This is a genomic window from Leptolyngbya sp. FACHB-671 (genome assembly GCF_014695745.1).
Lineage (GTDB): Bacteria > Cyanobacteriota > Cyanobacteriia > Elainellales > Elainellaceae > JAAUTN01.
Genome location: NZ_JACJOV010000006.1, coordinates 1 through 1,883, shown reverse-complemented (window position 1 = coordinate 1,883; position 1,883 = coordinate 1). Strand labels below are relative to the sequence as shown.

The window sequence follows — 1,883 nt, the reverse complement described above, 5'->3', positions numbered from 1 at the left end:
TAGAACTTGGATGTATTTGTCACTGCTCAAGATTGGAGCCGTAGATTTATTGAAGCGATACCAGAGCCATTCCCAAATCTCTTGAGTGGTCATTGGTTGAACATTCAGCCCACACTTCGTTTCCAGTAAGTTACGCCATTCCAAATATCCCTCTTCATACACCTGTTGAGCCATTGTCCGGTAAAAGGTATTGAAAAAGCTCTGGTCTGTTCCTGCAAAGCTGCGAATGCTTTTCTGCATCCAGTTTTGAATTGATAGAATTCCTTTGCCAATAAAATCTGTTTTGTCCTCCCGACTGCGTTGAGCTGTCCAACCTGCCCACACACTCTGGTTCCAGACTTGACGAACTCCCTGTTTAGCTAGCTCAAAAATGCGTTTTTGCTCGTTAAGCAAAAACACAGATACTGGGTTGATGTCGGTTTCTGCCAATTGATTGAGTTGCTGATAGCGTTCGCGGATGTCTGTCGAGCAGCCTAAATAGAACGTTAGAGCTTCCCGGTCAGGAAGCTCTTGAAGCCCTCGACGTAAGGAATCAATCGTTTCCTCTACTTCCTGTTTATAAAGCTGGGGGTGTGGCCCTGTGAACTTGAATGGAATTTGGGCAGACCACTGATCTCTACGAGGGTTATAGAGGAAAAGGCAGGCGAATTTATGTCCCCCAATTTGAATCTCAGCAATCGAGTGCAAGTGACAAAATTTCTGGAATGGCATAAATCGCTTTACTCCTTCATCGGTCTGTAACAAAATTGCCTTTTGCTGTTCCTTGCGCTTGCGTTTCCACAACTCGCCTTGATCCGCACGGATAAATAGGGTTCCACCGTTTACCCAATCGGGAGGAGGAAACTGCCACTGCTTAAAAAAACGGTAGGCGCGGTTACCTGCCAGTGCCCAGTAGGTTAGAACCAACCAGATCCAGCAAGCTATCCAAATGGTGTAGTTGCCACCAAACATCATGCGAATGAGGAAGTAGGTCACGAGTCCGATCGCCATCCAGGGAAAGAGGTGATCGGCAGGAATCGGGCCAATACTGGCTCGTTTACCCATCGACTTACTAACCCGAATCGGGTCTTGATCCACATCAATTTGTGCATTCATTGTTTTTCCTGGAAAAGCTTCACACCATGGATCTGGTCGTTTCAGCAGATTGGTGATTACCCAGCGCCACCAGCGCCACCCAGCATTAAATTAGTAATCACTTCCACGCCGATTACGAAGGCGAGTCCAATGCCGATCATGCTTGCAATGGGTTGCCAATCTCCACCCCGGAATGCCTGAACCAACAGACCCACAACACCAGCAACGAATGCCAATACCACCAATACTCTGAATAAAACGAAGATGATGGTGATAACGCCAGTATCAATGCCGGAGTTTGAACCGGAAACAACCTCTGTTGTTGCCTGCTCTAGGGCATTAAAGAACTGAGCATAGACAGGTTGAACCTGAAGAACCATTAACAGGGTAAGAACAACTGCACTTACCCGTTGCAGAGATAGACGTTTAAGCCGAGGCAAATTAGCTGACACAGAGGGTAGAAAAGTATAGCCAACACTAGTCATTGCTCCTGAAATTAGAATTGCCTCAAGGGGAGGTTGTCTTAAAAACAGGTAAAGCATGACAAATCCCAAGGTTGTTAGAGTCGTAACCTGTACTTGGGTCAGTCGCAATTCAAAGGAACCGAATTTACCCACGGTGTACGTGGGTTTAGGTGATAGTTGTCTCAACATGATTCTTGGTGCGCTATAAGTTTAATGAGTTATAAGGTGAGTTCTCGATCTTGGGTTCGATGTTTCTGTTTTTGAACAGGGCGGGACCTCTCCTCAGTTGGATCAGGTTCAGTTATTTGCGTCTGGAGCAAGGATTGGGCGTGTTCTTTGGGAACC

General features: G+C 46.4%; 2 protein-coding genes. Both read right to left on the bottom strand.

Features of this window, described 5'->3' with window-relative positions; all coding sequences use genetic code 11:
- A partial coding sequence (locus tag H6F93_RS00105; RefSeq protein WP_199313390.1) for a hypothetical protein occupies nt 1-1,095 on the bottom strand: 1,095 nt, incomplete at its 3' end.
- Between the two features lie 56 nt (nt 1,096-1,151).
- Nucleotides 1,152-1,727 carry a hypothetical protein gene (locus tag H6F93_RS00100; RefSeq protein ID WP_190677952.1) on the bottom strand — a complete coding sequence of 192 codons (576 nt, stop codon included), beginning with the start codon at nt 1,725-1,727 and terminating at the stop codon, nt 1,152-1,154.
- Nucleotides 1,728-1,883: the final 156 nt, after the last annotated feature.